Source organism: Ruminococcus sp. OM04-4AA (assembly GCF_003462585.1).
GTDB classification, from domain to species: domain Bacteria; phylum Bacillota; class Clostridia; order Lachnospirales; family Lachnospiraceae; genus Mediterraneibacter; species Mediterraneibacter faecis.
Window position 1 is genome coordinate 12,194 of sequence record NZ_QTZH01000013.1, and the last position, 25,284, is coordinate 37,477.

17 protein-coding genes and 1 pseudogene are annotated in these 25,284 nt (G+C 41.2%); 4 read left to right on the plus strand and 14 right to left on the minus strand.

Annotated features, from left to right (window positions below; genetic code table 11):
* Window positions 1–5: 5 nt before the first annotated feature.
* From DXB52_RS16770 to DXB52_RS05835, 4 genes are all read right to left on the minus strand, one after another.
* Window positions 6–917 carry a glycoside hydrolase family 36 N-terminal domain-containing protein gene (locus DXB52_RS16770; RefSeq protein WP_472519979.1) on the minus strand — a complete coding sequence of 304 codons (912 nt, stop codon included), beginning with the start codon at window positions 915–917 and terminating at the stop codon, window positions 6–8.
* Window positions 918–999: 82 nt separating this feature from the next.
* Entirely contained in the window at window positions 1,000–1,845 is an 846-nt protein-coding gene (locus DXB52_RS05825; protein WP_015529572.1) for a carbohydrate ABC transporter permease, read from the minus strand.
* On the minus strand, window positions 1,845–2,708 hold the full coding sequence (locus tag DXB52_RS05830) for a carbohydrate ABC transporter permease (protein ID WP_472519986.1): 864 nt from the start codon (window positions 2,706–2,708) through the stop codon (window positions 1,845–1,847). The genes DXB52_RS05825 and DXB52_RS05830 overlap by 1 nt, the downstream gene beginning before the upstream one ends.
* Before the next feature lie 32 nt (window positions 2,709–2,740).
* A complete protein-coding gene (locus DXB52_RS05835; RefSeq protein WP_118106730.1) occupies window positions 2,741–4,033 on the minus strand; it encodes an ABC transporter substrate-binding protein in 1,293 nt (430 codons plus the stop codon).
* 223 nt (window positions 4,034–4,256) lie between these two features.
* Between DXB52_RS05835 and DXB52_RS05840 the strand changes: the two genes are divergently transcribed.
* A complete protein-coding gene (locus DXB52_RS05840) occupies window positions 4,257–5,105 on the plus strand; it encodes an AraC family transcriptional regulator (protein ID WP_118106731.1) in 849 nt (282 codons plus the stop codon).
* A gap of 41 nt (window positions 5,106–5,146) precedes the next feature.
* On the opposite strand, the gene DXB52_RS05845 is transcribed toward DXB52_RS05840, so the two are convergent.
* From DXB52_RS05845 to ftsH, 7 genes are all read right to left on the minus strand, one after another.
* On the minus strand, window positions 5,147–6,385 hold the full coding sequence (locus DXB52_RS05845; protein WP_118106732.1) for a Wadjet anti-phage system protein JetD domain-containing protein: 1,239 nt from the start codon (window positions 6,383–6,385) through the stop codon (window positions 5,147–5,149).
* 26 nt (window positions 6,386–6,411) lie between these two features.
* A complete protein-coding gene (locus DXB52_RS05850; protein WP_118106733.1) occupies window positions 6,412–7,128 on the minus strand; it encodes an AAA family ATPase in 717 nt (238 codons plus the stop codon).
* Between the two features lie 61 nt (window positions 7,129–7,189).
* Complete coding sequence (locus DXB52_RS05855; RefSeq protein WP_118106734.1) at window positions 7,190–10,561, minus strand: SbcC/MukB-like Walker B domain-containing protein; 3,372 nt, start codon at window positions 10,559–10,561, stop codon at window positions 7,190–7,192.
* A complete protein-coding gene (locus tag DXB52_RS05860) occupies window positions 10,527–11,222 on the minus strand; it encodes a DUF4194 domain-containing protein (RefSeq protein ID WP_118106735.1) in 696 nt (231 codons plus the stop codon). Before DXB52_RS05860 ends, DXB52_RS05855 begins: the two co-directional genes overlap by 35 nt.
* Entirely contained in the window at window positions 11,215–12,627 is a 1,413-nt protein-coding gene (locus tag DXB52_RS05865; RefSeq protein WP_015529547.1) for a Wadjet anti-phage system protein JetA family protein, read from the minus strand. The genes DXB52_RS05860 and DXB52_RS05865 overlap by 8 nt, the downstream gene beginning before the upstream one ends.
* Before the next feature lie 60 nt (window positions 12,628–12,687).
* Entirely contained in the window at window positions 12,688–13,401 is a 714-nt protein-coding gene (locus DXB52_RS05870) for an HAD family hydrolase (RefSeq protein WP_181989169.1), read from the minus strand.
* Window positions 13,402–13,531: 130 nt separating this feature from the next.
* The gene (gene ftsH / locus DXB52_RS05875; protein WP_117861039.1) at window positions 13,532–15,700 is read right to left on the minus strand and encodes an ATP-dependent zinc metalloprotease FtsH; all 2,169 of its coding nucleotides are present in this window, start codon (window positions 15,698–15,700) and stop codon (window positions 13,532–13,534) included.
* A 248-nt stretch (window positions 15,701–15,948) separates the two neighbouring features.
* Here ftsH and DXB52_RS05880 point away from each other — a divergent pair, with 248 nt between their 5' ends.
* Together DXB52_RS05880 and DXB52_RS05885 are read left to right on the plus strand one after the other, a co-directional pair.
* Window positions 15,949–17,424, plus strand: coding sequence for a DUF1846 domain-containing protein (locus tag DXB52_RS05880; RefSeq protein ID WP_117569308.1), 1,476 nt, complete (start codon window positions 15,949–15,951; stop codon window positions 17,422–17,424).
* A 271-nt stretch (window positions 17,425–17,695) separates the two neighbouring features.
* On the plus strand, window positions 17,696–19,312 hold the full coding sequence (locus tag DXB52_RS05885; RefSeq protein WP_117540572.1) for a CTP synthase: 1,617 nt from the start codon (window positions 17,696–17,698) through the stop codon (window positions 19,310–19,312).
* Between the two features lie 115 nt (window positions 19,313–19,427).
* Here DXB52_RS05885 and DXB52_RS05890 read toward each other — a convergent pair whose 3' ends face one another.
* Entirely contained in the window at window positions 19,428–20,003 is a 576-nt protein-coding gene (locus DXB52_RS05890) for a phosphatase PAP2 family protein (protein ID WP_118106737.1), read from the minus strand.
* A 23-nt stretch (window positions 20,004–20,026) separates the two neighbouring features.
* A complete protein-coding gene (locus DXB52_RS05895; RefSeq protein WP_118106738.1) occupies window positions 20,027–20,959 on the minus strand; it encodes a tRNA dihydrouridine synthase in 933 nt (310 codons plus the stop codon).
* A gap of 290 nt (window positions 20,960–21,249) precedes the next feature.
* On the opposite strand from DXB52_RS05895, the gene DXB52_RS05900 reads away from it, so the two are divergent.
* Window positions 21,250–22,974, plus strand: a complete 1,725-nt coding sequence (locus DXB52_RS05900) for an ABC transporter ATP-binding protein (RefSeq protein WP_118106739.1) — start codon at window positions 21,250–21,252, stop codon at window positions 22,972–22,974.
* A gap of 235 nt (window positions 22,975–23,209) precedes the next feature.
* On the opposite strand, the pseudogene thrS reads toward DXB52_RS05900, so the two are convergent.
* Window positions 23,210–25,161 (minus strand): annotated as a pseudogene (gene thrS / locus DXB52_RS05905) (threonine--tRNA ligase).
* Window positions 25,162–25,284 lie beyond the last annotated feature (123 nt).

The following is a 25,284-nucleotide window of genomic DNA, read 5'->3' on the forward strand; positions in this document are numbered from 1 at the left end:
ACGATTCATCCTTCTGAGGAATAGGATAAAATCACTTCCGGAGCCTGGAACATTTCTCCTGCTTCCAACGGATAGCGAAAAGCTTCTTCCTGAAGTCCTAGCATCATTCTTGTCTGGTTTAACTGATCTTTCAACACTTCTCCCTGGAAACATCCACTGTATACAAAGGACATTGCATAACAATTTCCTTTGTCTTCTGTCGTTTCTTTTTCTGCAAGGATCATCATCGGATTGTACTGATGACTGGAGGTTCCTCTGACACTTCCGATTTTCTGTGTTCCATGCACAACCGGAACTCTCTGAACATTTCGCTCCATCGCATGTCTACCATAAAATGTTAGAAGCTCATAATCTCCGTAAAGGAAATCCAGACTTGCTGACTCAATTTTGTTTAAATAGATTTTGCCACTGCTTTCATTTTTCACACACACACTTCTTGTAATAATATCCTGTGCGGGAAGCACTCCATAAAGAAGCACCACCTTAACTCCCGTCACCGGATCTTCCATTAAGATTTCCAGTGTCTGTGCTTCCTGCTCACTTGCATAAACTGCCGGAAGTCCTTCCAGATTATATTTTCCATCAAAGATTTTATGACTCTTGTAACGAAGGTCGCAGCTCATACTTCCATCTGCATTTTCTACTGCAAATGCTGTACTTCTGAAATCCCCGTTCCCGTAACAAGGAAATTCCTGTGGAAGTGTATCCATTGAATACGTACGATCTTCTCCTGCATCATATGGATTTCCCGAAAATCCCCTGTCATAATATGTCAGAAGATAGTCCATACATCCATCGGTTTTCTTCCCGTAATATAGATGTAACAAAAATCCATAGCGATCCACCTGCATCTGATATGTTGTATTTTTTGTCTGTAAAGTAAATGTTCTGTCTTTCTCGCAATATATAATTCCCATATCTAAATACTCCTGTTTTCCATTTTAGCGAAGCAAGATCTGCATTACTGTCTGTTCTCGCTTCGCTATCTTTTACTTTTTATTATTTCACTGCTCCATTAACAACTCCGTTGAGGATATGCTTCTGACAGATCAGATAGAAGATCAGAATCGGAAGCAATGCCAACAGATAGGAGGCAAATGCCAGATTATAATTTGTTCCAAACTGTGTCTGGAAGTTTAACTGTGCCAGCGGAAGTGTATTTCCGCTTCCTGAACCGGACATGATGACGAGTGGTGTCATTACATCGTTCCATGTACCAAGTGCTGTCAGAACTGCAACTGTCGCATGCATTGGTTTCATGATTGGGAAAACAATCTTCCAATATGTTTTCCATGTACTCGCACCATCCACACAGGCTGCTTCTTCCAATGCCAACGGGATATTTGTAAGATATCCGGAATAAAGCAGTACATTCATTGGCATATAAAATACAACGTACAGAATAATAACTCCTGCTCTGTTTGCCAGTCCCATCTGCGCCGTCTGTTTTACAACAGGCATCATCAGAATTGCAAATGGCACAAACATTCCGCTGACAACATAGAAATAAATGAATTTGTAAAATTTACTCTTCTTATTTCTTCCGATTGCATACCCCAACAGTGAATGAATCAGAATTGAAAGGACAACTGTTACAAGTGTAATAAATACACTGTTTCCGAGAGAATGCCAGAAATCTGTCACTCTCATTGCCTCAGCAAAATTATCAAGGCTCAAATGACTTGGCAAGGAAAGGATTCCGCTGATACTATTCGTCATCTCAGAAGGCTTCTTCAGTGCAATTACGATTGTCATATACAGTGGAAAAGCAACCGTAATCAGACCAAGTAAAAGTAAAATCGTTACAGGCCAGTTTACTCGTTCTTTTATTTTCATTTTTTCCATTACAGCTGTTCCTCCTTTTTCCCTGTGATTGTCATCTGTAATACAGAAATTACAACAATAACGATAAAGAATATCACTGCGTTTGCACTCTGGAATCCAAACTGACCGCCACTCATACCATTGTTATAAATCAGATAAGAAATGGATTCTGTACTCTGTGCCGGACCTCCTTTGGTCAACGCCATGATCTGATCAAATACCATCAGGAAGTTTTTCACACAGAGTACCATATTTATGCTAAAGAATGGAATAATGAGAGGGAATGTCAGATGTCTGAACTTATTCCATCCTGTTGCACCGTCAATCGCTCCTGCTTCGTAAACATCCTCCGGAACTGTCTGCAGTCCTGAAATATAAATAATTGTATTCATCGCGATCGACTGCCATGCACATACGATTACAACTGCGATCCATGCCAGTTTTGTACTGGACAGCATACTGGAAGAAAGGGGCTTGCTTCCAAGCATTTCTCCGAAAGCCGGAAGAATGTATGTAAAAAAGTAATTGAAAATGTATCCTACAACCAACGCTCCGAGAACATTTGGAATAAAGTAGGCACCACGAAACGCACTCTTGAATTTAATCTTACTATTCAGTCCGAGTGCAAGGATCAAACTGATTACATTTGTCACAATCGTAGCTACAATTGCAAGTTTAAATGTAAACAGATAAGAACCTCCGACTCTGCTGTCTGTAAAAAGATCCTGATAATTTCTAAGTCCTACCCAGTCAAAGCTTCCATAACCTTTGAAATTCGTAAAACTGTAAATCACACCTTTGATCAGTGGCAATGTATTAAAACAGAAAAACAGTGCCACAATCGGAATTGTAATCAGAAGAAAGGTCATTTTTCTTCCACTCATTGATTTCTTTCCCATGCTTGAATTCCCCTTCCTTAATCTTCGTCCGCATGCTCTTTCTCGTAATCTTCCACTTTGCGGATGATATCACGGTTATATCTCTTCCAGTCTGTATCAAACTTTGTTAAGAATGCATCCACATCCCCTTTCATAAGAAATGTCTGAATCTGTGCATCTACTGACATCTCTGAAGGATAGTAATGATCCTGGTAATCTGCCATTCTTCCTTCTTCTATGAAAGATTTCACTCCATCAAGTGTTGAAGCAAGTTCAAAATCTCCTTCCTTACAAGGAACCGCTTTCTGTTCATCCAGATAACTCTGTACATTTTCATCTTTCAAAAGGAAATCAAGCACTTCATACGCTGCCTCTTTGTTCTCGCAATCTTTCATAACACTGAACTGAAGATCCACACCGGAGTTCAGCTTGTTCTCTGATGCATCATTATTAGCCGGCATTACAAAGGAATCGATATCCATATCTGGATTTACTGTCTGAATCTGTGGGATTGCATAACTTCCGATCGTGTACATTGCAGATTCTCCGTTTGCAAATGCTGTACAAGCTCCATTGTAATCATAAGCGAAAGGATCTTTCGGTCCATATGCAAGCAGTGCCTTTGTCTTTTCTGCTACTTCTCTATATTCATCTGAAAATGTTGTCTCTCCTTTGTTCACCTGGCTGCAGACATCTGCCGGTGCAAGATCAACGGCGATCGCATTCCACGGTGCAAGACAAGTCCATGTATCTTTAAAACCAAAATACAATGGCTGGATTCCTTCACTCTGGATCTGTTCACAGAGGGCTATAAATTCATCCCAGGTTTCCGGAATTTCCCAGCCATATTCCTCAAACATTGCTCTGTTGTACAGAACTCCTGCTGCATTTGCCACATATGGAACGGCATACACGCCATCCTCCGGTACAAATTCAAGCGCTTTGTCTATATCCAGGTAAGCCTGTTTAATAGAGTCCAGGCCTTCATAATCTGAAATATCCATCAACATATCAGAATCAATAAAGTTAGAGAAATTGACATCTCCACCGATTCCGATAATATCCGGAGCATCTTCTCTAATAAAACGTGTTTTAAGTACTGTCATTGCATCATTTGGAGATTCGATCGTCAAATGAATATCATCATGAGTTGCATTGAATTCTTCTTCAATCTTTTCAAAGGTTTTTACTGCCTCCGGTTTATACTGTACAAGCTCGATTTCTATCTTTCCGCTATTTTCACTCTTCTGTCCGCAACCTCCGAGTACCATTGCCGAAGTCATACAAAGCATCAATCCCATGCAAATGATTCGATTGCTCTTCTTATACATTTCCTTACTCCTTCCTTCTACCATACACCTTTCATTTTGACACATTCCGGAATATTTTTGTCTCTTTATTCGGGTTTTCTATTTGATAAATAAATTCTAACATATCTTTATGCGACTATAAATATCTGTATTTTTTTATGTTTTATAGCAAAATGCAATTTTCTCTCTCATATATTGAAGTTATCTAGCATTTTGATATATAATGATATCAGAGGTGATTTAAATGAGCGATTTACTTTTTTCTGTATTTCCAAATGAAAATTTTGTTGATCTTGGATTATATCAATATGGATGGGAACAATGTGCACCGGCACATTCTTTTGGTCCTGCCGCAAGAAATCATTACCTTTTCCATTATGTAATTTCCGGAACAGGAACATTACTTGCAAATGATGAAAACGGAAACACCATCACTTGGCAGGTAAAAAGCGGACAGGGCTTCATGCTTTTCCCCGGACAGGTCAATACTTATATTGCTGATTCTAAACTTCCGTGGGAATATACGTGGGTAGAATTCGACGGTCTTCGTGCCCGTGAGATTGTTACAACCGCAGGACTGAGCTTGAACCAGCCTGTTTATCATGCAAGTTCAAAAGAACTTCGCAATCAGATGATGGGAGAGATGCTTTATCTCAGCAGGCATTCGGAAGAGTCCCCTTTTCATCTGATTGGACATCTCTATTTATTTTTAGATTATTTCATGCGTTCTGCTGCGACAGTTCATGTAAAGCAAAACGGAAGTATCCGGGATTTTTATATTAAAGAAGCTCTTTCTTATATAGAACAGAATTTTCAGAATGATATTTCTGTAGAAGATATTTCCGCATTCTGCGGATTGAATCGAAGTTATTTTGGGAAAATCTTTCATGACACGATTGGACGTTCTCCGCAGGAATTCCTGATCAGTTATCGTATGACCAAGGCTGCAGAGCTTTTGAAGATCACTTCACTCTCGATCGCAGATATTGGAAATGCCGTCGGATATCCGAATCAGCTGCATTTTTCACGTGCATTCAAAAATGTCTATGGGATATCCCCAAGAAATTGGAGAATTGAAAATAAGATTGAATAATAGGGACTGTGGTTTTCTCCACAGTCCCTTAATAAATCACATTATCCTATTAACATCTCCTGTTCAATTTCCATTTCACTTTCCAGGATACATTGCTTCAACGCTTCCAATTTACCGGCATTTAATGCCTCTAACTTTTTCTGCTTTCCGCTGCTTAGCTTAATTCCTTTTCCATTTTCCAGCGCTGCCTTATAAGAGGGCTCGTCCATCTTCCATGGAATCAGATTTGGGAAAATATTATTCTCATTGTATAAAAAGATCTGTATTCCACCGTAATCCATATCTCCCCAGTGATAACACTGGATTTCTTCCGGTGCTGTCTTCATTAACATTTGCAAAAAGCGGACTTCTTTGGGCGAAAAGTAGCCATGACAAAAGAGATACAAAATTTTTGGATCATATTCCATACTTTCATAATTCGCTTTATTCTCAATCACAATGATTTTTTCAACACTATTTCGTAAAGTTGGAATAGCATGCTCTAATGTCTGTGCATTAATTACTGTTCCATAATAATTCGAAGAAGTGTCAATTTTCTTCTCGCTCGCTATGCCATTTCGATCTGTCAGGCAATACTCCACGGCACCTTTCCATTCTAATGTCTGAGAATAACTCAATATTCCATGTGTTGCTAGTATCTCATCATCTGACATGCCCTCTTCATATTGCGGAGAGTATTTCAAAGCTTCAATGACTGCACCTTGATAAATGCGTTCGAAAACTTTAGATGGTGTGATATCATTTTTCTTTTCAAATACTTTAGAGCTGAACACACGCTTCCATTCCGGTTCTTTCAGATGAGCTAATGCTTTCAGGCATTTAAGAAATTCTTCATCCTCCGCTTTGGATAACTCTTTCGTATTTCCTTTATTCAGCTGTTCTAACACATGATCACAATAAGCGCTTAGACAGCTTTCGGATACATCCACCTGCAGTTTGCATATTCTTGAAATTGCCTGTAACTGGCGTTCTCTTGGATCCATGATTCCAATCAGCTCACATAATCTTGGAATCACTTCTACCCGATAATCAATCCTCGTAATATCTGTATTCATTTCTCTCCAGTCAAAATGCAGATATTCTTTTCCGCCTAATGCTGGAATTCGTTCCAAAACTTTTGCCTGTCTGACCAGTTCCTCTCTGCCACCTACTGTTTTCAAAAGATTCCCATCCACCTTTGGATGTTTCATTCCTGAGAGATTTCCTATGCGATAGTCCTTTGTATTCGTCTTATTAATCAGCCATTTTGCCAACGGCATATTCTTTTTATTCAATTCCATATTTTATCCTTCGATTTTCATCAGCACTAATCTGTGAGCAGTCTATCAAGCAACATCTGCCTATTATTTATGAACATTTCCGTTATCTGATAGCTCTCTGTTTCTTCATATTCGCATAAATGAATTCGCCCATTATCAAAACAATAGATGTCTGCGTCTGGTATACCTAATAGAATAGGCGAATGGGTAACTATAAAAAACTGTGCTCCTTCTTTTGCAAATCGGTATATTTGCATTAACAATGTAAGCTGTCTTTGGGGTGATAATGCAGCTTCTGGTTCATCAAAAAGATACAGGCCATTTGAATGCAAATTATTCTGTGCTAATGCAAGAAAACTTTCTCCATGTGACTTTTCATGGTATTTAGCGGAAGGGTGCTTTAAATCTGCATATTCTTCTTCCTGCGTTGCAACATTATAAAAACTTTCAGCTCTAAGAAAATATCCCCACTTTTCCTTACGATAACCTTTTGAAATTCTTATTGCATCATATAATTCTGAATGTGTATCATGAGTAGAAAAAATATAATTCTTTGTTCCACCCTCCGGATTAAAACCATGTGCCACAGCAAGTGCTTCCAACAAAGTCGATTTACCACTGCCATTTTCTCCCACAAAAAAAGTTATCGCTTTATTAAAATCGAGTTTCTCAACACCTTTAAAAGCCTCAATTTTCTTTAAATAGCTGTCATTATCAATTCTATCCCAATCGAATATTACTCCGTGTATAAATTGATCATTCATTTTAAACCTCTATTCTTCTATTTTCATCATAACCTTACATTTCTTTTTATAGCATGCGATTCTATTCCTTATTTCCCTCAACCATATCCAGGTAATCACCTTTATCAATGTGCATCATAGATACCTGATTCTGATGTCTTCGGAAACCGTATACACAGTCTACATTTCGAATCAACGACTGCAGACGTTCATCCGGTACACATACGATCAGCTGAAGCTCCAGCTCTCTCGCATAATGAAGACACACTTCGCTTCGCTCCTTATCCATCTTAGAAAATGCTTCATCAAGAAGCACCAGACGGATCTTAGAATCACGATTTGTCTGCTGCATATAGAGCATCGCAAAGCCTGCAAGCAGTGCAACATATTTCGGGTTCTGTCCCTCTCCTCCGGAGTCACGGCCTGCCATATCATCGACTGCATTTTTGCGGATATTTCCATTCTCATCTTCCACCTTTTCATACATACTGAAAGTCAGATAATTACGGTAATCTACATACTGCTCCATCTGCTGACGATACTGGCTTAAGGATCTTGCATCTTCCTCCTTCGGAGGCATGAACTTCTCAGTCAGACGCTTGATATCTTCTTCATACTTCTGATAAAACTCATCCTCGCCAAGACTTAACTGACCTTCAAATCCGTAGTCATCGAACACTTTGCTGTCTAGTTCAGGTGCTGTAAGCATCTCATAGAACTGTCCGTTTTCATTCTGAGCCGGTATGATATCAATCTGGTAAATACTATCTGAGAACTTGATCTTCGCAAGCAGACGGTTGATCTCTTTTTTATGTCTGTAAGCTGCCTTGATTTCACCATGAATGGAAGCAATCACATTTTCACGCAATGTATAGTAAACCAGATTATACTGCTTATCGAATTCTTCCTTGTACTTCGGTTCGAAATCTTTCCTGCACTGATTTAGCACTTTGTCATACACATCATTTTCATGTTCTATTCCTGTAAAACCATAGACCGGATAAGCATTATTGAACTTATTTCTACTTCTTTGCAGTTCTTCTCTCTCCGCCTCTTCCAACGTTTCCAAAGCATCCTTTTCTTTTGTCTTGTCTCTCTTATAAGCTGCTTCGCTCTGTACTTTTAACGCATCTGTTACTTCATTCTGAAGCTGTTCGTTGACAACAAATCCCTCTGTCAGGAAGTTTATCTTTTCTGAAAATGATTTGATATTACTCTCGATTTGTCCCTGTGTCTTCGCATACTGTACTACTTCACTTTGAATGCCATCAAGAATCTCTGCATTTTTCTTAAGCAACTCCAGTAATTCCTGCTTTTTCTTCTTCAATTCGACGGTCCGGTCGCCTCGTTTCAATTCTTCTACTTCCAGACGTAATTTTTCCTGTTTCTCGTAATAATCCTGAAGCTGTCCTGCTGCTTTTGAAAGATGTAAGATCTGTTCTGTGCTCTGGTTCAGACACTCGAATTTCTGTGCTGCACGCAGTGCCATCTCAACACGGCAGTCCTCTTCCACTTCCTGTTTCAGCTTCGCTGCTTCTTCTTCCAACTCAAGAAGTTTCGCCTTTGACACTTTCGTTCCGATACAGGCATATTTCTCATAATCATTCTTTCTTAAATGTCTGAAAATGTAATTGCTGTAGGAATAACAGTCCTTTGTGACACCATCTCTCGTCTCATGAAGTTCTTCCACCGTCTCACATTTCTTAATGCGGCCTAAGTATCGCTTCAGACAAGTATCTACATAAGCTTCCTCTGCGCGCACACACTCGTACAGTGTATTCTCATCTGCCTTCGGCTTGTCTCTCACGATTGCCGCAGTATCCATGAGTTCGACATCCTCGATCCCCTTCATCTGCTTCATTTTGCGAAATGCTTTCGCAGCATCTAACGTATATTCAGGTGCTGTCACCAGACTGTGTTTCACACGTCCCATACGTCCTTCGATTGCATTTTTCCACTCTTCATCCGTAATATCAAACAAGTCCGCAAAGATATTTACATGGATCGTTCTTCCATACTGAGTACTAAGTATATTCTGTAATTCCTGTCTTGCACGCTTCAATTCCGCACGATATGGTTTTCTGTCATTTTTGAGGTCTTCTACCATCTCCCGCTTCTCTTGAAGTTCTTTCTGATTCTCACGAATTCTTTCGCGGACATCACCTAATTCTGTATTGATGTTGTCGAGTGCATCACTTAAATATTGCTTTAGCTTTTCAATCGAATCTTCACTCACAACACCCTCTCGGATATCATCAATTCTATGCAGCGCCTGATTGCTCACATAAGCACTGACTTCATCGTCTTCCTCCCAGGCTGAAAGACCTTTTACGATATCTCTCCATTGTTCTGAATTCGTTGCCAGGAGCTGGATCGTATTTTCAATCTCCTTTAGCTCCTTCTCTTTCTGTCCATAATCGCTGGCTTTGAGTTCTGCCTCGACTTCTACCTGCTCTTTCGTATAAGCATCTTTCTCTGCTAAATAAGATTTTCTCTTCTCTTCTTTTTCCTCAATCTTCTTGAGAATATCCTGCAGATCATCCTCTTTCGATTGCAAATGTGCTTTACAATTTTCTATTTCAATATATTTTAAGATCTGTTCCACATAGATCTTATCAGCTCTTGCTTTCTGCAAGGCTAGATTATGCTGACTGATCTCGTCAAGCATTTTAATTCTCTGCTCCAGATCTTCTACGCGTTCCTTGATCTCACGGTAAGCGCCAAGCTGATCACTGATTGTTGCAACTGTGTCTTCCTTGCTCTTTGGGAACATATAATCTTTGATAAACTGTCCCGTTCCGTTCGTCATACGAAGTGCGATCGCGCTTTTCTCCATTGTCATCATACGGCCCGGCTCTACATAACCAAAGATTGCATCATAAACCGTTTTCAAATACGCTTCTTTCGATGGATATACACGGTTCACATCTCCGCGACCTCTGTTGTCAGCCGATTCTATCCTTGCTTCTACCAATTTTTTAAGTTTCGCGATTGTATACGGAACACCTTCTTCTGTCAAATATTCATCCTCCGGAATCTTTCCGGAATGACTGAAGAAACAATATTTCCTGATGTCTGTATCTGCCTTTCCAACCTCAAATGAAACACCAATACAAGTATGTGTATTCTTTCCTGTATCCTTAATCTCCAAGACGATCTGAGAACAGAAGTCCTGGTCTTCTCGGTTAAAGGAACCGTCTTTCTGCGCTCCTCTAAGATAACTTAGAACACTACGCCTGTTCTTCGCGTCATCCGCCGCTTTATTCAAGAATGTGGAAGATATACTTCCATATAAAACAACCTGGATCGCATCCATAACAGTAGACTTACCAGATCCACTTTTCCCACTGAAAAGATTCACATACTCATGGAACTCCATCACTTTGTGACTGATACCGCCCCAGTTATTCATTAACATTCTAGTAAATATTTTCTTCGACTGTTTCTCTTTCATCTTCCACACCTCCCTCTGCTTCTTCCTGGATTTCCTGTTCAAAAACTTCTTCTGTAATCTCTTCCTCCGCGTACTGATCTTCCTGATATTCTTTGATCAACGCAGTAATATCCATACTTCCACAATATAGATTGATCGTGCTGTAGATATAAATCGGAGTCTCATCCTCAACATTCTGGATTGCTCCCGGCACTTCAATGATCTGATGCTTACTCATCACATATAAAGCTTCTTTCCACTCACCCATCGTAAGCTTATAATTAATCAGATTCGTATTCTTTCCATATTCACGAATCTCCGCCAGATTCGTCACTGTAGCTTTCAAGCCTTCTCCTAAAATCTTATCTCTGTAAATTAATTTAACAAGTAAGATTACTTTTGTAACGGTGGCATTTATCTTTTCTATCGCGATTCCATCTCCATGTAAACGGTAAATGTGTTCCTGTGGGTCATGCACTAATTCACAGCTTAAAACAGACAGATAGTCTTCAATAAACTTTCTGTGTCTTGTACAGATCTCATAATGCAGATTGTCTCTTGGGACAAGTGTTACAGGATCATATTTCATCTGTAAAATACATGTCTGTCTGAATAATGCAGCAATTGTTTTCTTCAGGTTATCAGCTTCTGTCACTGACAATTCTTCCATATAATTAACCATCTGATTCTACTCCCTCTATCGTAAGTTTTGAAAATCGGAAACCAGCCTCATTCTCCATCTCCTGCGCCACTTCAATCTGTGCCTTACTGTCCGCAGATTCTGTTGCATGCTGCCATACCATAAATAACTTCTCCAAATCTTCTATTGATTTTACAGTATCTTTTGTCACTGTGAATTTTCCATTCTGTTCATTTTTCTTTCGGAAATCTCTGATCTCTTTCTGCGTATACAGTGGTTCCAGGACAAATTCTGTCATATTCTCTTCCTGTGATTTCTCAGGTGTTACCGCCTGTGGAGTGAACTTTTCCTTCTGATTTTCACGTCTTTGATACAGACTCTTCTCTGTCATAATCTTATATGGCTCCGAAAACCTAAGTTTTGAAGACAACTTATCCAGAATCTCTTCCGACTTGCCACTTTCATTGATCAGATTAATCAGTGCGACTGTCTGATCTTCTTCCATTACACCTTCCATCATAATGTACCGGATTCTTGCTGCGGCACGGCTTGCAAATACTGTCTTTTGTTCAATCAGCTTATTATATCTGCGCTCAATCGCATCAAACTCTCTCGAAATCTTATAGAGCATATCTGTCGCCTCTTCACAGATCTCGATCATTCTTCGCAGACGATAAGATTTTCTCGTATTTTCCTCTTCGCTTAAGAGTTCTGTTTCAAATGAGTATTTTCTTGCTTCTGTCTTTTCCAGATTTTCTTCGATCAACTCTTTTACAGCTTCTTTGTATCGATAAAAGCTGTCTGTTGTAGTCAATATCGCATATTTTTTGCTATCACTGTTATTGATCTCTTTCACAAGTACTTCCTGGATTCCTCGAAAACTTCTCTGCTTTGACAGTTCATCGAAATAACCTCGCATTCCCTCCTGCATGTTCGCGAGCATCTGTAGAAGTGCTCTTGATGTATGAAGCGCACTTTTTAAAATCTCATTATTCTTCTCTTTGTCTAAACTGTAGGTATAGAGATGACTGTATACCGTAAGCACACTCTCTCGTTCCTTACCGTCATTTTCACTGTATAATTTCTGAAATAATTCTACAAACAGCTGACTGTATTCCGGAAATGAAACGACATAACTATTCAACGTTTCATCATAATCCCTTCTAAGCCATCCCCAGTCTTCAAAATGCTTCAGACTGACTGATGCCATGTTGGCTCTGGTAATCAGTTCTCCTTCTTCATCGACTCTTGCCTCACTCCAGTCCAGTGCCATCTTCGCCAGTCGTTCATTCATGATCATCTGACACTCTCGTTCCGTAAGCCCGAGAAGAGAATAAGACTGACTGCTCTCCTCATAAAGCGCTACCAGAAACTGCATATAGAATTCCATATATTTACTTCCAAATATTTTATATAGATCCTTTGGAACTTTTTCGACCAGTTTCATGTTTTTTCTTATGTCTCCTTTTTATTCCTATTAAAGTTTCTTTTACATCTTTTTCGTTTCTTACAACATCTTCTCTGCTTCAAAAAACTGAGAAAAATGTGCAATGACCGGACATTTTCCCTTCTCTGTCTGAAGCCACTCGATCTCATTCACATTTTCCTTCGGCCGATACAAGATCACCGGCATTCCTATATTCTGTGCTCCTGTCACATCATGTGCGATGCTGTCTCCGATAAAGATACTTTCTTCCACCATCACTCCTGCTTTTTCAACACAGAGATCAAAAAGTTTTCGATGCGGTTTTTCCTCGCCAGACTCTTCACTTGTCACAATTCCATCAATATACTTACCTAATCCAAGCTTTAATATCTTCCGATACTGGACGTCTGAAGTCATATTGGATCCTATACCGATATAAATGCCTCGCTGTTTCAATTCTTTCATCAACTCTTCAATTCCAGGAGATGGAATAATCTGATCGATCAATGTGTCCCAGTACAGATTATACATCTCATACGCATATGGGAAAACTGGCTTTCCAAGTGTCTCCAGCATACACTGAAATCTCACCAGGCGATTATGGTTCACCGCATAATCTCTTCCGGCTCTGTCATCTGCCTTCACTCTTGCCTCGGCAACATATTTCTCCAAGTCTTCTTTTGCTATGCCTAAGTTCTCATATGCCCATTCTTTCATCACCGACATCGTATTATTATGCGCTCCAATATAATCATAAATGGTGTCATCTATATCAAAAAATACTGCTTTCATCATCCTAATGTCTCCTGTCTCTGCCTTGCCTTTTCTACTTCGTTCATTATACCATGTTTTTTCAAAAGAAAAAGAGTTTCGCAAATGACTTTTCCTCTCCATCTGCGAAACTCTTACTACTGATAATCAGCTCTTACTCTGACTTTTCTTCTTCCACCGTTTCTTGTGGCTGTATTTCCGTTGTCTGTGTTTCCGGTTCTTTGACTGCTTCCGACTCTGCTGCCTGTGTCTCTGTCGGCTTCATCAGGATTCTTCCGGACTCCTGCTCTTCTTTCTTCTCTCCATCTGCTTCTTCCGGTTCAGGGATTCCCTTCACTTCACGGAAGATCTTCATGAATTCCTTACCTGTGATCGTCTCTTTCTCGATCAGGAAGGCTGCAATCTTATCAAGAGCATCTCTATTTGCGCTCAAGAGGCGTTTTGCTTCTTCATAAGAAGCTTTGAGCATCTTCATGATCTCTTCATCGATCTCCGCTGCTGTCGCTTCACCACAGTTACGGACTGCACGACCATCTAAGTACCGGCTCTGAACAGATTCAAGTCCCATCAGACCGAAGCGCTCTGACATACCATACTGTGTGATCATTGCTCTGGCGATCTTCGTTGCCTGCTCGATATCATTCGATGCACCTGTCGTAACAGTGTCAAATACAATCTCTTCTGCTGCACGTCCACCGAGTGCAACAACGATCATTGCTTCAAGCTCTTTCTTCGTATTTAAGAACTTCTCTTCCTCCGGTGTCTGCATTACATAACCGAGTGCTCCCATTGTTCTAGGAACGATTGTGATCTTCTGTACCGGTTCTGTATTCTTCTGAAGTGCTGTGACAAGCGCATGTCCAACCTCATGGTAAGATACGATTCTTCGCTCTTCTGCACTCATGATACGGTCTTTCTTCTCTTTACCTACAAGTACAACTTCCACTGCCTCAAAGAGGTCTTTCTGGCTGACAACCTGTCTGCCATGCTTAACTGCAGTGATTGCAGCCTCATTGATCATATTGGCAAGATCTGATCCAACTGCTCCTGAAGTTGCAAGCGCAATCTCTTCCAGATTGACTGTCTCATCCATCTTAACATCCTTCGCATGAACCTTAAGAATCTCGACACGACCTTTCAGATCCGGCTTATCTACTATGATACGGCGATCGAAACGTCCCGGTCTCAACAGCGCCGGATCAAGTATCTCCGGACGGTTTGTTGCTGCAAGAACAAGTAGTCCCTTATTCGTATCGAATCCATCCATCTCTGCAAGAAGCTGGTTTAATGTCTGCTCACGCTCGTCATTACCGCCACCGCCAAGTGCGCTGTCACGGCTCTTACCGATTGCATCGATCTCATCGATAAATACAATACATGGAGCCATCTGCTGTGCCTGTTTGAACAGGTCACGCACACGGGAAGCACCTACACCGACATACATCTCTACGAATGCAGATCCTGACAAGGAGAAAAACGGAACCTTCGCCTCTCCTGCAACTGCTTTCGCAAGAAGTGTCTTACCTGTTCCCGGAGGTCCTACAAGAAGTGCTCCCTTCGGAAGCTTCGCTCCGATACCTGTATATTTTCCAGGATTATGCAGGAAATCAACAACTTCCTGCAAGGACTCCTTCGCTTCATCTTCACCTGCAACATCTAAGAATGTCACACCTGTCTGCTTCTCCATATACATCTTGGCATTGCTCTTGCCGATTCCCATCATGCCGCCGCCCTTAGACATCTTCTTCATAAGGAAATTAAACATGAATACAAGAAGTACGATCGGAAGGATCACTGTGATGAAGATATCCATGATCAGTGAACTTGCCGTATCCGGAATCTGGGATTTAAACTCTACCCCTGCCTTATCTAAACGCTTTACAAGTGTGTCATCTGATACATTTCCTGTGTAATAATCCGGTTCCTTGCTCTTGGAGCTCCCCTGCATCTGACTGATCTGGCCAAGCAGACTGTCCATAACATTTTCCTGATCTTCGCTTTCCTTAGAATCTGAACTATCACTCTGGTCTGCAGAAGCTTTCTCATTATCCTTTACTTCTGTAAGTTTTCCCTCTGCCTTTTCCTTTCTGGCGTCATCTGTCAAAACGATATTAATCCTTGAATTGGTAAATGTAACAGACTCTACTTTTCCATTATCAACTAATTTCAGAAATTTATCATAGCTGATCTCAGAAGCGCTTCCGCCCTGCATCATAGAATATAGGCCCATAACAACAAAAGTAACCAACAAGGTAGTGAACAAAATAATTCCCCAACCCTGTCGGTTCTTGTTCGGTCCATTGTTTTTATTGTTATTCTCCATTGTCTTCCTCCAAAACTTGAATAGTGGTTATTTTCTCATCTGCATTTCACATCATCATGTGTAAAAAATAACTACTTCTTACCATTATAAATAGTGGATTTCCATAAATCAATAAAAAGATTATGAAAATATTGTAAAAACGTGCCATTTCATAGTATACTAGAAAAGTAATGCCTGTTTAGAACAGGTCTATCTGTTAACAGTTTTAATAACAGTTCGGCAAATTTTATAATAAGGAAGAGAAAAAGATGAAAATTGGATTTGACAATGACAAATATTTGAAAATGCAATCCGAACATATCCGCGAACGTATCGGAAAATTCGGTGGCAAGCTCTACCTTGAGTTCGGTGGCAAGCTTTTTGATGACTATCATGCATCCCGTGTACTTCCGGGATTTGAGCCTGACAGCAAGCTGCGTCTCTTAAAGGAACTCAGTGACCAGGCTGAGATCGTCTTTGCAATCAGTGCAAAAGACATTGAGAAGAATAAGATCCGTGGAGATCTTGGTATCACTTATGATTCTGATGTAATCCGTCTGATCGGTACTTACCGTGAGCAGGGACTTTTCGTAGGAAGTGTTGTGATCACACAGTTCTCCGGACAGGAAAGTGCACTTCTGTTCAAGAACCGCCTTGAGAATCTTGGAATCTCTGTATACATTCATTACAACATTCCGGGATATCCATCCAACATTCCGCTGATTGTCAGCGAGAACGGTTACGGAAAGAACGATTATATCGAGACTTCACATCCACTTGTTATTGTAACAGCTCCGGGACCTGGAAGTGGAAAGATGGCTGTCTGCCTGTCTCAGTTATATCAGGAGCACCAGCGCGGAATCGAAGCCGGATATGCGAAGTTCGAAACATTCCCTATCTGGAATCTGCCACTGAAACACCCGGTAAACCTCGCTTACGAGGCTGCTACAGCTGACCTTAATGATGTAAATATGATCGACCCATATCATCTTGAAGCTTATGGTGTAACAACTGTAAACTATAACCGTGACGTGGAGATCTTCCCTGTTCTGAATACAATCTTCGAGAAGATCTACGGTTCCAGCCCATACAAATCACCTACAGACATGGGGGTAAATATGGCCGGAAATTGTATCTGTGATGATGAGGCCTGCCGCGAAGCTTCTCGCCAGGAGATCATCCGACGCTACTATGCAGCACTCAATGCGCTTCTGAAAGGTGATGCTTCTGAGAAAGAAGCTGAGAAAATCGAGCTTCTTATGAATATGGAAGGGATCACTGTTTCTGACCGAAAAGTTGCTGTCAAGGCACTGGAGCGTGCTCAGGAAACAGGTGGACCTGCCGCCGCACTGGAACTTGAAGACGGACGCATCATTACCGGAAAAACTTCCAACCTGCTCGGTGCGAGTGCTGCCCTTCTTGTAAATGTACTGAAAGAGCTGGCCGGCATCGATCATAATGTCCATATCATCTCTCCGGAGGCGATTGAACCAATCCAAAAACTGAAAGTAGATTACTTGAACAGCAAGAACCCTCGTCTTCATACAGATGAAATCCTGATCGCACTTTCCGCAAGTGCTGCTGTCAATCCAATCGCTGAGCTTGCGCTCTCCCAGCTTCCGAAACTGAAAGGTTGCCAGGCTCATACTTCTGTAATGCTTTCAAGTGTTGATATCAAGACATTTAAAAAGCTTGGAGTACAGCTCACAAGTGAAGCTGTGAACGAACATCAGATTTTAAGCTAAAGACAAATCCTTTCCAATACAGAAAGATATCATAAAAACCTCTCTGCAGTTTCAGGTATATCCACCTGCTGTCTGAGAGGTTTTTTCTGCATTTCTCCCATTTTACAAGGTTTTTTCGCCTTTGCTTCTTTACATCACCTCGTCAAAAAAGCTTCACCCCATCTTTTTTATATGTTTTTATCAAAAAAGTATTGTAATTTTTTTCTGAATAGGTGTATACTTGGAAAGTATTTTTTTTGATAACAACTATTCACGGAGGAGGAAAGACACTATGGCAGTAAAATATGTATTTGTTACAGGCGGAGTTGTATCCGGTCTTGGAAAAGGAATTACAGCTGCATCTTTGGGACGACTTTTGAAAGCGCGTGGTTACACTGTGACTATGCAGAAATTCGATCCTTACATCAATATTGACCCAGGTACAATGAACCCGGTACAGCACGGAGAGGTTTTCGTTACGGATGACGGTGCAGAAACTGACCTTGACCTTGGTCATTACGAAAGATTTATCGATGAAAGCCTGACAAAGAATTCCAATGTTACAACAGGAAAGATCTACTGGTCCGTTCTTCAGAAAGAACGCCGCGGAGATTTTGGCGGAGGAACTGTTCAGGTAATCCCTCATATTACAAATGAGATCAAGAGCCGTTTTTACCGTAATCCGGCTGCAACAGATACTGAGATTGCTATCATCGAAGTCGGCGGTACAGTAGGTGATATTGAAAGCCAGCCTTTCCTTGAATCCATCCGTCAGTTTCAACATGAGCGCGGAGCAGAAAATGTTATTCTGATCCATGTTACTCTGATTCCTTATTTAAGAGCATCTCAGGAAATGAAGACAAAACCGACACAGGCAAGTGTAAAAGAACTTCAGGGAATGGGAATCCAGCCGGATATCATTGTCTGCCGTTCCGAATATCCACTGGATGATGCGATGAGAAACAAGATTTCTCTGTTCTGTAATCTCCCGGCTGACCATGTACTTCAGAACCTGGATGTAGAATATCTCTATGAGGCCCCACTTGCCATGGAGAAAGAGCATCTTGCACAGGTTGTATGTGAATCTCTGCATCTTGACTGCCCGGAACCAGATCTTGCTGACTGGACTGATATGGTTGAAAACCTTCGTCATCCAACTCAGGAAGTTACTGTCGCACTGGTTGGAAAATATATCCAGCTTCATGACGCATACATCAGTGTTGTAGAGGCATTAAAGCACGGCGGAATCTACACACACACAACAGTGAATATCAAATGGATCGATTCCGAAACTGTAACAGAAGAAAATGCTGAAGAACTCTTCTCTGACGTAAGCGGTATCCTTGTTCCGGGTGGATTTGGCCACCGCGGTGTAGAAGGAAAGATCACAGCGATCAAATACGCCCGTACACACAACGTTCCGTTCCTTGGTCTCTGCCTTGGTATGCAGCTGTCTATCGTTGAATTTGCAAGAAATGTCATCGGTTACAAAGATGCACACAGCATGGAGCTCAATCCGGATACAACACATCCGGTCATCCATATCATGTCTGATCAGATTGGTATTGAAGATATTGGTGGTACTTTAAGACTTGGTTCTTATCCATGTGTGCTGAAAGACAACTCTCTTGCTTATAAACTGTATGGAAAGAAAGAGATTGAAGAGCGTCACCGTCATCGCTATGAAGTAAACAATGACTACCGTGAAGTTCTTGAAGAAAACGGAATGTCCCTTTGCGGACTTTCACCGGACAGCCGTATTGTAGAGATGGTTGAGATTCCGTCTCATCCATGGTTTATCGCAACTCAGGCGCATCCAGAGCTGAAATCCAGACCAAACAGACCGCATCCACTGTTCAAGGGATTCGTTGAAGCTGCACTGGAGAATCAGAAAGAGAAAAATAAATAGCAAATTTTAAAAGTCACACTCTAAAGTGGACTCAAAAAAGGATTTGATCGTATCTGGCAAAACCCAGATGAATCAAATCCTTTTTCTATCTGACAGGTTCTTAAATTCCTGTCCTTCACTTATTATCAGCAGTTTTCTTTTTCTCTGCTCTCTTTTTCATGATCAGCTCTTCAATCTTACATCCTGCCCAGCCCGAGAATAGTCCGACGATCAATCCTCCGAGAACGTCGGTCGGATAATGTACCCCTACATATAATCTCGATAATGCGATCAAAGTAGCCAATACCATTGCCGCAGTTCTCCATTTCTTCGGAAACACTTCCTTGCACTTGTAGATTGCAAATGCTGATGCAAAGGATGCACATGTATGACCGGAAGGGAAAGAAAAATCCTTCTGTTTCTCAATCATAAGTTCTAATTCCTGTATCACTTCATACGGCCTTATTCTGGCAACCACATTCTTTATCGCCACATTTGTGATCAGTGTTCCTATAATAAGTGCCAACGCTGATGCAAGCCCGGCCTTCCTTGTCTTCTTAGGAATCAGTAGAACAATCGTTAGAAGAATCCAGAAGATTCCAAAATCTCCAAGATGCGTGATCCCTTTCCAGAACCAGTCCATCCAGTCATGACGGATATATTCTTGAATAAAAAGCAGAATGTTCTGATCTAATTGTAAAATAGCGTCCATTTCTTTTTGTCACCTCATTCAAATCATTTGTAGCTTCTCAAAAACAATTCCTTCACTACAGATTCATATACTACACATTTCTCACATTTCTTGATCTTCTTGAAATACTTTCTTCCATCTGTAAAGATTGGGTGAAGATAGAACCACATTTCTTTCATCTTATAAAGAACCGTCCGGTCTCCTGACATTTCTTCACAATATGCCGCATAGAGAAGATCATGGAATTTCTTTAGTTCTTCTATCGTTGCGGCACTTCCGCCTTTTAGCTTTCTTCCCAGTGCCGGATCAGCCAGCACACCGCGTCCCATCATCACCGTATCCGTCTGCGGAAATCTTGTTTTCAACTGTTCCATATCTTCCACGGTACAGATATCCCCATTGTAACAAAGCGGATGTTGACTATGTTCCACTGCCCATGCATATGTATCAAGCTTGGGTGTGTTCTTATAGAACTCTTTCTGCACGCGCGGATGAATGATCAGCTCCTTCAGCGGATATTTATTATAGATAGGAAGGATTGTCTCGAATTCCTCCGGATCTTCCATTCCGATTCTTGTTTTGATTGAGATTTCCAGATTACATTTCTCAAAAACCGCATCCAGAAATCGATCCAACTTCTGTGGCTCATCCAAAAATCCCGCTCCTCTTCCCTTCGTCACAACAGTTCTAGACGGACATCCAAGATTCAGATTCACTTCCTTATATCCATAATCTCCAAGCTTCTTTGCTGTGCATAAGAAATCTTCCACATTATTTGTAAGGATCTGCGGCACGGCATACATTCCCTGATTATGCTCCGGCATCACATCCTTCTTCTCTCTTGTGCTGAAATGTCCTTTCTGATTCGGACTGATAAATGGAATAAAATACTTATCAAATCCATCAAAGCACTGATGCAGTGCATTTCTATAAATATGTCCTGTAATTCCCTCCAGCGGGGCAAGATATAAATTCATTGATTATTCTCCTGACTTTTTCCACTTCTTTACATTATGTTAAACATGTTACTGTTCACAGGTAATATCCCGCGAGGTGTTTTGCCATGAATATGGCAAAATCCCGAGACATACGGGGCAAAATTCCATCACCGAAGGTGATTTGGAATGAATTTTGACCAAGTTGCTGTAAACGGAGTAAACAGTAACTTAAACAGTAATAACATTTTTATCATACCCCGACTTTCTTGTCAAGAATATTCACTTGTGCTAAACTAATGTATATAAGAAAAAACTGGGAGGATTTGTTTATGAATACACTAAAAAAATTCATCCACTACTATGGCCCGTACAAAACGGTCTTTTTTATTGACCTTCTCTGTGCAGCCATTATCAGTCTTGTGGATCTTGCGTATCCGCAGATTCTGCGAAGTGCGACCAAGACACTTTTTACTCAGGATAAAGCAATCATCCTGCAGGCACTTCCGTGGATTGCAATCGGACTCTTTATGATGTATGTCATCCAAAGTTTCTGCAAATATTATGTCAGCTGTCAGGGACATATCATGGGAGCCAAGATGGAGAGGGATATGCGCCAGGAACTCTTCGAACACTATGAAGAACTATCCTTTTCCTATTACAGTCAGAACAATTCCGGTCAGATGATGAGCAAACTGGTCAGTGACCTGTTCGACATTTCCGAATTTGCACACCACGGCCCGGAGAACTTATTTATCTCGTTAGTTAAGATCGTAGGATCCTTTATTTTCCTTTTCTTAATTAATAAGAAATTGGCTCTTCCGCTGATCGTACTTGTGATCCTGATGTTTCTCTTCTCTTTCCGTCAGAACCAGAAGATGCAGCGCACCTTTATGGAAAACAGAAAGAAAATCGGTGATGTCAACGCAAGCCTTCAGGATACATTATCCGGAATCCGTGTTGTCCAGTCTTTTACAAATGAAGAGATTGAGAAGAACAAGTTCCAGAAGAGTAACCACGCATTCCTTGTCTCCAAGAAAGACAATTACAGGTGTATGGGCGAATTCATGAGCTCGAACCTGTTTTTCCAGGGAATGATGTATCTGGTCACACTTGTATATGGCGGCTATCTGATTGCAAATAATGAAATGTCAGCTGCTGATCTTGCGATGTACGCACTTTATATCGGAATCTTCATCAGCCCGATCCAGATTCTTGTAGAGCTGATGGAAATGATGCAGAAAGGACTTTCCGGTTTCCGCCGTTTCCTTGATGTTATGGAAACTGAACCTGAGATTAAAGATGCACCGGATGCAGTAGAACTCAAAGATGTGAAAGGTCGTGTCTGCTACGAAGATGTCTCCTTCCATTACAGCGACGATGAAACGACTGTTCTCTCTCACGTATCGATCGAAATTCCTGCTGGGAAGTCAGTTGCATTGGTCGGTCCATCCGGCGGTGGAAAGACAACAATCTGTTCCCTGTTGCCTCGCTTCTACGACGTAACTGGCGGACGCGTCACCGTAGACGGACAGGATATCCGCTCTCTTACATTGAAGAGTCTTAGAAGCCAGATCGGTGTCGTTCAGCAGGATGTCTACCTCTTCTCCGGTTCCATCCGCGACAACATTGCCTATGGCAAGACGGATGCGACAGAAGAAGAAATCATCGAAGCAGCAAAATGTGCGAACATCCACGACTTTATCATGGAACTGCCTGATCAGTACGATACATTCGTCGGCGAGCGCGGCGCAAGACTTTCCGGTGGTCAGAAACAGCGTATCTCGATTGCCCGTGTCTTCTTAAAGAATCCACCGATCCTGATCCTTGATGAAGCAACCAGTGCTCTTGATAACGAGAGTGAACGCTGGATCCAGCACAGTCTGGAAGAACTATCCAAGAACAGAACAACTATCACGATTGCACACCGTCTGTCCACGATCAAAAATGCAGACGAGATTATTGTTATTACAGAAAATGGTATCGCAGAGCGCGGAACACATGAGACTCTGCTTGAGAAAAATGGTATTTATGCCGGATATTATAATATGATGTAACTGTTCAGAGCCAAGCAAAATTTCATAAAACAGGTGTAAAATGCTTGCATTTTTAAGACTGTTTTTGAAATTTTATTTGGCGGATACGCCACACCGACGAAATGCGTAGCATTTTGGAGGTTGGCTCTGAACAGTTACAATATAGCATAAAATAAGAATCTCCCGTAGAAATCAGTATTTTCATACTTGAACTTCTTCGGGAGATTCGCATTTTTGTTGTTTCGGGTAACTATTCTTACTCTTCTACTTCAATCTTACGGATTGTTTTCTTTGCAATCTCATCCTTGATTGCTTCGATGAATTCTCCAAGATCCTTAGAACCTTCATCTCCAAGATATCTGCTTCTTACAGATACTTTCTGCTCTTCCTCTTCCTTCGCTCCAACGATCAGCATATATGGAACTCTGTTCAGACGAGCCTCACGGATCTTGTATCCCATCTTCTCAGAACGTCCATCTACTGAGCAGCGGATATTAGCTCTTTAAGCTGTGCTTCCACTTTCGCTGCATAATCATTGTATTTATCAGAAATCGGAATTACACGAACCTGCTCCGGACACAGCCATGTCGGGAACATTCCTGCATATTTCTCGATCAGCCATGCCAGTGTTCTCTCGTAGCATCCCATAGATGTACGGTGGATGATGTACGGACGCTGTTTGTCACCATTTTCATCGATATAGTACATATCAAACTGCTCAGCAAGAAGTGCATCCCACTGGATTGTGATCATTGTGTCTTCCTTACCATATACGTTCTTCGCATTGATATCAACTTTCGGTCCGTAGAAAGCAGCCTCTCCGACATCCTCTACGAATGGAATGTTGAGTTCCTGAAGCATTGTACGGATATGACCTTCTGTCTCTTCCCATACTTCCGGTGCTCCGATGTATTTCTTAGTATCTTTCGGATCCCATTTAGAAAGGTGATATGTTACATCCTCTTCTACTCCGAGAACCTGCAGACAGTACTGTGCAAGTGCGATACAATCTTTGAACTCCTTTACCATCTGATCCGGTCTTACTACTAAATGTCCCTCAGAGATCGTGAACTGACGAACACGTGTCAGACCATGCATCTCTCCGGAATCCTCGTTACGGAACAGTGTAGATGTCTCACCATAACGAAGTGGCAGATCACGGTAGCTGTGCTGCTCTGCTTTGTATACATAATACTGGAATGGACATGTCATCGGACGAAGAGCAAATACTTCTTTGTCTTTCTCCTCATCTCCTAAAACGAACATTCCTTCTTTATAGTGATCCCAATGTCCGGAAATCTTATAAAGATCGCTCTTTGCCATAAGTGGTGTCTTTGTACGGATATATCCACGTTTTTCCTCTTCATCCTCGATCCAGCGCTGCAATTCCTGCATGATAATAACACCGTTTGGCATGATCAGCGGAAGTCCCTGTCCGATTACATCTACCGTTGTGAAAAGCTTCATCTCACGGCCAAGTTTGTTATGATCACGTTTCTTTGCTTCCTCTAACTGTGTCAGATGCTCTTTCAGCTCATCCTTTGTTGCATAAGCTGTACCGTAAATACGTGTCAGCATATGCTTGTTCTCATCACCTCTCCAGTAAGCTCCTGAAGATGATAACAGCTTGAATGCTTTGATTCCCTTTGTGCTCATCAGGTGTGGGCCTGCACATAAGTCAACCCAGTCTCCCTGAGAATAGAAGGAAATCTCTTCTCCTTCCGGAAGATCCTCGATCAGTTCAACCTTGTATGGCTCATTTTTCTCTTTGAAAAATGCGATCGCATCCTCTCTTGATTTTGTAAATCTTTCGATCTTAGCGCCCTTCTTGATGATCTTCTTCATCTCTTTCTCGATAGCGTCAAGGTCATCTCTTGAAAATGACTGACATTCGAAATCATAGTAAAATCCTGTATCAATAGAAGGTCCGATTGCAACCTTTGCCTCTGGGAAAAGTGTCTGAACAGCTTCTGCCATTACATGAGATGCTGTGTGACGAAGTACTGCCAATCCTTTCTCATCTCTTGCTGTAAGGATGTTCAGTTCACAGTCTTTATCAAGAACTGTACGAAGGTCTACAACCTCTCCGTCTACTTCTCCTGCACAGGCTGCGCGTGCAAGTCCTTCACTGATGTCAAATGCAACGTCGATTACTGATTTTGCTTCTGAATATTCTTTTTTTGATCCATCTTTTAATGTAATAATCATTTTCGCTTCCTCCTATTTTCTTCAAGTAACTATGCATGCTTTCATTCGGGGATTCTACGGAAAAAGAAAAGACTTCATCTGTCCCCTGCACTCACATGCAAGGGACGGATAAAGTCTGATTAT